Consider the following 7,577-nt stretch of genomic DNA (forward strand, 5'->3'; position numbering starts at 1 on the left):
TGGAAAAACTACCTTATTCTCATCTATCCCAACGATTGATTTACGACAGGCTATGCATTCGTTACTAACCGTTTTTTTCGTACTATTTACCTTGGCCGCTTCTGCTCAAAACAAGCCCCAACCCGATTACGCTCGTGACTGGAAACGAGCCGACTCAGTGGCTGCTAAAGGCTTACCAAAATCGGCGCTGGATATCGCCAACCGCATTTATACCGAAGCTAAAGCGCAGAAAAATTACCCTCAGCTTGCTAAAGCGGCCATAGCGCGTACTATTTACCGAACAGCGTCGGATGAAGACGCCTACAAAGAAGTGATACGTTCCCTGCAGACCGACATCACCGTAACCCCCGAACCGGCGAAGGCTGTATTGCAGTCTGTGCTGGGAGATGTATACTGGCAGTATTTTCAGCAGAATCGGCACAAACTCTATAACCGGGCTACTGTCAATGCAGAAGCGACGAAATCAGCATACGTAGCCACTGATTTTACGACCTGGGATGCCCGGCAACTTATTGATGCCATCACCAATTCGTATCTGACCTCGCTAAAGCCGAAAGAATTATTGCAGAAGACACCAATTGGTGCGTACGATGTCTTGTTGGAAAAAGGCGATCCGGAAACACGTCCACTTCGGCCAACGCTCTACGACCTTCTGGCGCACCGGGCTATCGGCTTTTTTCAGAATACAGAAACCGATCTGCTGAAACCTGTTTTTCGATTTGAGTTAGATCAGCCCGCTTACCTGGCTGAACCAGAGGTATTTACGAAACTTGCTATTCAAAGCCGGGATTCGCTGTCTGGCCGCTATCAGGCGTTATTGCTTTACCAACAGGTATTGGCGTTTCATTTGACAAACCCGGATGCACTGACTGATGCCGACGTACTACGATTGGCGTTTGTTCACCGGTATAGTGTTCTTCCTGAGCGCGATACGTTGTACCGGAAAACGCTTGAAAAACAGATTGTCCGGTATAAAAATCAACCTGCGGAGGCCGTTTACGCCTACCAACTAGCCGAATTTCTGACGAATTACAACGGCCCTGTTCAACCACTTGATGATGAAAATGAGCCTGCTTCGGAGAAGACGAACCCGAAAAAATGGAACCATAAGCAAGCGGCTGACATTTGTCGGGATCTGGTTAAACGGTTTCCCAAAACAATGGCTGGTCAGCAAGCCGCTCAGTTACTGAATCGCTTATTGTCGCCGATGCTTCTGTTGCAGGTTGAACAGGTTAATATGCCGCAGCAGCCATTTCGGGCGCTGGTAAGTTATCAGAATATTAATAAGGTTTTGTACCGGATCATCCGACTGTCGACGGCCGAGTGGCAGACGTACCGTGATAGTTATGGGATTACGGAAAATCAGAAAAGGAAGCGTTTCAGTGACTGGTTAAAGCATGCCTACGTAGCCGAAAATACCGTTACGTTACCTGATGATGGCGATTTAAACCGGCATTCAGTTGAGATCCCCTTAAATGGTTTACCAATTGGTCAATACTTGATGTTGGCAACAACAGACAGTAAGTTCCAGGAGAAATCCGAAACTGCTCAATATACCCTTTTCACGGCCTCAACCTTAAGTTATCTGATTCCTCCTGTATCCGTCGTTGGGGAGGATCAAACCGTTGTTGTGGCGAATCGGCAAACGGGCGAACCGCTAAGGAATGCCTCTGTGTCACTGGTTAGTACCGCAGATCTATCGTGGCTTAAGAAATACAAGCCTTTAAAAACCGATACGAACGGCCAGGCTAAAGTACCAACGGAAGATTTGCCCCGGCAGACGGGTTTTCAGTACCTAATCACTGCAGGAAACGATACGTTATTGTCTGATCAACAATATTACTATAAGGATAATGGCCCGAATGCTGAACGGACTCAAACTTATTCAAAACTGTTTACGGATCGGGCTATTTATCGTCCTGGTCAATCAATTTACGTAAAAGGATTGGTTTATAATGGAAAGTCAAACTTGTTTAATGTAGTCTCCAACCAGACAATTACAATCGATTTTCTGGATCAGAATGGCGAACGTATTGCCAATCAGAATCTGAAAACCAATGAGTTTGGCACATTTAATGCGAGCTTTACTGCACCAGTTGGTCGCCTGACTGGTATGATGAATCTACAAACGCCGTATGGTAGTACGAGCGTTCGGGTAGAAGAATACAAACGTCCAACCTTTGAGGTAAAAGCAAAGCCAATAAAACAGTCGTACAAACTGGGACAAACTGTTACGTTAGCGGCCGAAGCGAAAACATTTTCGGGCGCTGTCGTTGATGGGGCAGAGGTTCGCTATCGGGTAGTACGAAAACTTCGCCCACGTTGGGACTGGTGGTACGTTCCACGTAATACAAACCAGGCTGAAATCGCCAATGGAATTGCTAAAACCGATACAAAAGGTAACGTTTCCATTACGTTCGTAGCAACGCCTGACCGCGAGCCATCCCGGGGAAGCAACCCTATTTTTGACTTTGACGTAACAATTGATGTAACCGATAAGGCAGGAGAAACGCGTAGTATGACTCAAACGCTACGTGTTGGTTATTCCGCTTTGCAGGCGACATTATCCATCCCGGCGGAAATCGAAAATGACAAACCCGCTACGTTCCCAGTACGTATCACCAATCAAGCCGGAGAGAAAGTGTCTGCCAGAGGCCAGTTAACTGTTTACCGATTGCAGCCACCTGCGCAGCCACTACGTTATCGCTTGTGGGAGCGACCCGACCGCCAATTGTTAACTAAGGAAGAATTCAGGAAGCTATTCCCTAATGATGTGTTCGGGAATGAAACCGATCCGCGTTCCTGGCCAAAAGGTGAACAGGTACAGCAGCAGTCCTTCGTTTTTCCTGCTGACTCACTAATTAAACCTGATCTAAGCAAATATAATCCGGGTGAATACGTAGCGGAACTGACGGTTACTGACTCAACTGGGGATACAACTAGAGAACGCGTCTTTTTTGCAGTTGTCAATGATAAACAGCCAACAGCTTCTTCTCGGCAGCAAGGTTGGGTTCAGGCTCGTAAAACGACGGCTGAGCCGGGCGAAGAAGCTATATTCTGGGTTGGAAATAGTTTACCCGGTTGGGTGCTGATGACGGTTGAGCAAAATCGTAAAATTGTTCGGGAAGAGTGGCTAAAAACGGACGGAAAACCTCGTCGTGTTACGTTGCCTGTTTCGGAGCAGCAGCGTGGCGGTTTTGCCGTTCACTTCGCTATGATTCAAAACGGTCGAGTTTATCAGATATCCCAGACCGTTACCGTACCGATGACGAACAAGCAGCTCACTATTGAAACGCAAACGTTCCGGAACAAACTCAAACCGGGCGAACGGGAAGAGTGGACGCTGACGGTGAAAGGGCTGGATAAAACCCCTGCGGAGATGGTAGCTACACTGTATGATGCCTCGCTGGATATGTTTGACAAGCTCGATTGGCCAACGTCTATCTATCTGCCTTATTCGCCAATTTTTTATGGGTGGCGTTACGGTAGCTTTGGCATTCAGGCGGGTAACGTACTCTTTTATAACTACAAACCTGAACCAGCCATTCCAGCGCGTCGGTACGACCAACTAGCAGCTGGTAGGGGCGTAGTCATACGCATACGCGGCAGACGAGAAGCATACGGAGCCGTGGCCCAAACCAGTATGGCAAAACAGGAAATGGCGGCTTCCCCCATGCTGGATGCGTCTGGTGGATTGAACGACGTTGTCACTGTTGGTTATGGAGAGCGAAACGAAGCTGGCGATGAGAAAAAATCGGCTCCGAATCAATCTCCAGTGATCAACCCTCGCCGAAATTTTAACGAAACCGCCTTTTTTCTCCCTGATCTTAAAACGGACGAACAGGGGAGGGTCATCCTGAAATTTACGATGCCGGAAGCCCTCACCCGTTGGCGATTGATAACATTTGCGCATACCAAAGACCTTAAAACGGGTACCCTGGAACGCGAGGTTATTACCCAAAAAGAGCTGATGATTACCGCCAACGCGCCCCGTTTTTTGCGCGAAGGCGACACCATCCGTGTAACGGCTCGCGTTAATAACCTCAGTGAAAAAAACCTGCCCATAACGGCAAGTCTTACGTTACTGAATGCGCTGACAGGAGAGCCAATTAATCAGAAATTGAACCTTACAGCGCTGCAAACATCGGTCAACGTAGCAGCAGGGGAAGGGCAGGCAGTAGGCTGGGCGTTAGTGGTTCCGGCGGGTCTCGAAACGGTAACCTGTCGTCTGACGGCTCAGTCGGGTGCATTTACGGATGGCGAGGAGTTTACAATTCCTGTACTTCCCAATCGGATGCTTGTTACCGATTCGCAGCCGTTCTGGGTGAATGGTAAGGAGCGTAAAGAATTTAATCTCAAACCATTAACGAATCTTAATCCAGAATTACCCGTTCAGCACGAGCGCTTAACGGTTGAAGTGACGAGTAATCCGAGTTGGTATGCGCTGCAGTCGCTGCCGTATCTGATGGATTATCAGTATGAGTGTGCTGAGCAACTGTTTAGCCGTTTGTATGCCAACAGCCTGACCGCTCACATTGTCAATAGCAGACCGGCTTTTAAGCAGGTAATTACCGAATGGCAGAAAAATCAGTCCAAAAGTCCGCTCGAATCGAATGAGGAGTTGAAAGCTGTTGCGTTAGAAAATTCGCCCTGGCTGGCGGATGCCCGCTCCGAAACCGAACGACAGGCCCGATTAGGGCAATTGCTGGACGCCAATCGAATGGAAAGAGAACAGCTTCTGGCGTTCGAAAAGCTGCAACAGTTACAAACCGATGGCAGCAGTCCAGCTTCAGGAGGATTCCGATGGTTCGGCGGTATGGAGCCTAATCTGCCCATTACCCTGCATATTCTGAGTGGGTTTGGGCATCTGCAGAAGCTAGGAGTACGTTTTTCGAGCGACTTGCAGGGGAAACTCGCTGACATGCAGGCTAATGCTATTCGCTACGTTGACGCCGAGATGAAGCGTTGGGTGGAGGAGCAGAAAAAACTGGAAGGGCAGCAAAAGAAAACTAGCAAGGGAATTAGTCCGTGGTATTTTACGGCTACTCAATACTTGTACGCCCGTAGCTTTTATATCGAAAAACCAGTAGATAAAGCCGTATTAACGTATCTGAAGCAACGCGTTTCGGAGGATTGGCTGAAACAGAGTTTGCAGGGGCAGGCGCTGGCGGCCCTGGCTCTCAATCGATTTGGAGACACTAAATCAGCAAATGGAATTCTGGCTTCGCTGCGTGAACGGGCTCGTAAAAGTGAGGAGCTGGGTATGTACTGGCCAGATAACCAAAGCGGTCTTTACTGGTATCAGACGCCAATCGAAACCCAGGCTTATCTTATTGAAGCTTTCGACGAGATTAATCCGGTTCGCGCCGAAGTTGACGATATGAAACGCTGGCTACTACGTCAGAAACAAACCCAGGCGTGGTCATCAACTAAAGCAACTACCGAAGCTGTTTATGCGCTATTACTACGTGGTAGCGACTGGCTTGGTACAGGCGTTAACACACAGGTTAGTCTGGGTGGGCAATCTATCGAAAGTCGGGTTACAAAGACCGACGCGATTACAGGCTATGAAAAAGTAACGTACGCTGCTTCAGAAATTAAGCCAGAAATGGGCGTCATTCAAGTTGCCAAAACAACCGACGGACCCGCCTGGGGTGCGTTATACTGGCAGCATTTCGAGCCGCTTGATCGCGTTATGCCGGGTAGTGCGGGGCTATCGGTTCAAAAGTCGCTTTACGTGCAACGTGATTCGCCAGGTGGGCCAACCATTACGGCTATTACGTCAAAAACTTCTTTAAAACCCGGCGATCTGATTAAAGTACGATTAGTGCTGAAGACGGACCGAGCTATGGAGTACGTTCACCTGAAAGATAGTCGGGCATCGGGTTTCGAGCCAGTAGCGGCTTTATCGGGTTATAAGTATCAGAATGGAGTGGGTTATTACGAATCGCCCCGCGATGCCAGCACCGATTTCTTTATGAGCTATTTACCGGTCGGGACGCACGTTTTTGAGTATGATTTGCGCGTGGCTCAAACCGGCGATTTTTCAGCGGGTGTTGCTACAGTGCAATGCTTTTACGCCCCTGAGTTTTCAGCGCACTCTGCCGGAGAACGAGTGAAAGTTAAGTAAAACAACGTAACACGGTCGGACAGTACGCTAGTCCGACCGTGTTACGTTGTTGCAACAGCTTCTAATTCAATGGCTAAACCATAGTGAAGTGGTCCAACTGGTACGATGGAACGAGCCGGTCGGTGATCACCAAAAAAGTCGGTATAAAGCTGATTGACTGTGCTCCAGGCACTAATGTCTGAGACAAATACGCTTACTTTCAAAACATTCTCACGTTTGCTGCCCGAAGCCTTCAAAATGGCGTCAAGGTTCGCTAAAATTTGTGCGGTTTGCTCACCGATGGTTGCGTCCGTCAATTTCTTTCCATCGGGCGTGATTGGCAAAATACCGGATACAAAAACCAAACCGTTGTGAACGACGGCTTGTGAATAATGGCCGCCCGGCACAGGCGCATCTGGAGCTTGGATGAAGTTCATTATACGTTTGGGTTTATACGGGAAGAAAAATACATGTTCATCATTCACTCATCATTACTTCCTTCGCTGCTCGCTCGCCTGAACGGATAGCACCCTCAATGTAGCCATTCCATATATCTGATGTCTCCGTACCTGCCCAGTGAATTCGTCCGATCGGCTCTCGTAAAGCCGGACCAAGTGTCGTCCAGACACCGGGTCCCATCAGGCCCGCGTAGCACCCGCGCGACCATTCTTCATTCATAAAACTATGGTCGAGATAACGTAGCGGTTTATGAGCTTCTGGCCCAAAGAACGTAGCAAACGAATGTATGGCGGACCGTTTCCGGTTTTCTGTAGATAGCATCGCAAACTCCTTTGCCTGATTTCCCAGCACAAACCCCATCATGACGCCCTGGCTTCCATCCCTAGGCGAGTTGTCGAACGTAACGGTTACGTGACCGTCAGGGGTAGCCGCAAGGCCGTTTAGCCCCTGCTTGCGCCAGAATGGTTTTTCGTAAATAGCGTAGCATTTCCAGACTGATCCCATTGGCATTCGTTGAATAAGTTGAGCCCGTTGAGCGGGAAGTAGCGGTTGGAAATCAATACGGTTTTGTAAAACGGGTGGGACTGTTACAATGACGTGGCGAGCCTTGAAGACTGCGGTTTCTGTTACAATATTAACTTGGCTTTCGTCCTGCAAAATAGCTTTAACCGGAGAATTGAAAATAATTTGATTGGCAAACGTAGCGGCCATACGGTCGGCAATGGTTTGAGCACCACCCACAAATCGTTCTTCCTGCGCTCCGTTTTTAACATTCATGAGCGTATCAAGATCGCGGCACGATTTAGTATAAAACATGGCGTGCAGGAGCGAAATCTCTGCGGGATCAGCAGCCCAGATGGCTTCAGCAGCAACTTTGAAAAATCGCCTTGCTACGTTGAAGTTCATCTGCTGATTCATCCAGCTTGCCAGCGTCATCGAATCAAATTGACAAGCATTAGGCGTTTTCCACGGTTCGGCGAGGTTAACGGTTTTTGCCAGCTTATCTAAT

General features: G+C 48.5%; 3 protein-coding genes. 1 reads left to right on the forward strand and 2 read right to left on the reverse strand.

Annotated elements, in window-relative coordinates:
* The first annotated feature begins 52 nt into the window (after nucleotides 1-52).
* On the forward strand, nucleotides 53-6,130 hold the full coding sequence (locus tag ACOJS8_RS17415) for an alpha-2-macroglobulin family protein (RefSeq protein ID WP_420149817.1): 6,078 nt from the start codon (nucleotides 53-55) through the stop codon (nucleotides 6,128-6,130).
* Nucleotides 6,131-6,171: 41 nt separating this feature from the next.
* Here ACOJS8_RS17415 and ACOJS8_RS17420 read toward each other — a convergent pair whose 3' ends face one another.
* Both ACOJS8_RS17420 and ACOJS8_RS17425 read right to left on the reverse strand, forming a co-directional pair.
* Entirely contained in the window at nucleotides 6,172-6,546 is a 375-nt protein-coding gene (locus ACOJS8_RS17420) for a RidA family protein (protein WP_420149818.1), read from the reverse strand.
* A 40-nt stretch (nucleotides 6,547-6,586) separates the two neighbouring features.
* A partial coding sequence (locus tag ACOJS8_RS17425; protein ID WP_420149819.1) for a flavin monoamine oxidase family protein occupies nucleotides 6,587-7,577 on the reverse strand: 991 nt, incomplete at its 5' end.

Source organism: Spirosoma sp. (assembly GCF_048594605.1).
Lineage (GTDB): Bacteria > Bacteroidota > Bacteroidia > Cytophagales > Spirosomataceae > Spirosoma.

Bases quoted from the DNA above. Each gene is read 5' to 3' on its own strand.
- ACOJS8_RS17415 (WP_420149817.1), top strand. From the start codon at position 53: ATGCATTCGTTACTAACCGTTTTTTTCGTACTATTTACCTTGGCCGCT.
- ACOJS8_RS17420 (WP_420149818.1), bottom strand. From the start codon at position 6,546: ATGAACTTCATCCAAGCTCCAGATGCGCCTGTGCCGGGCGGCCATTAT.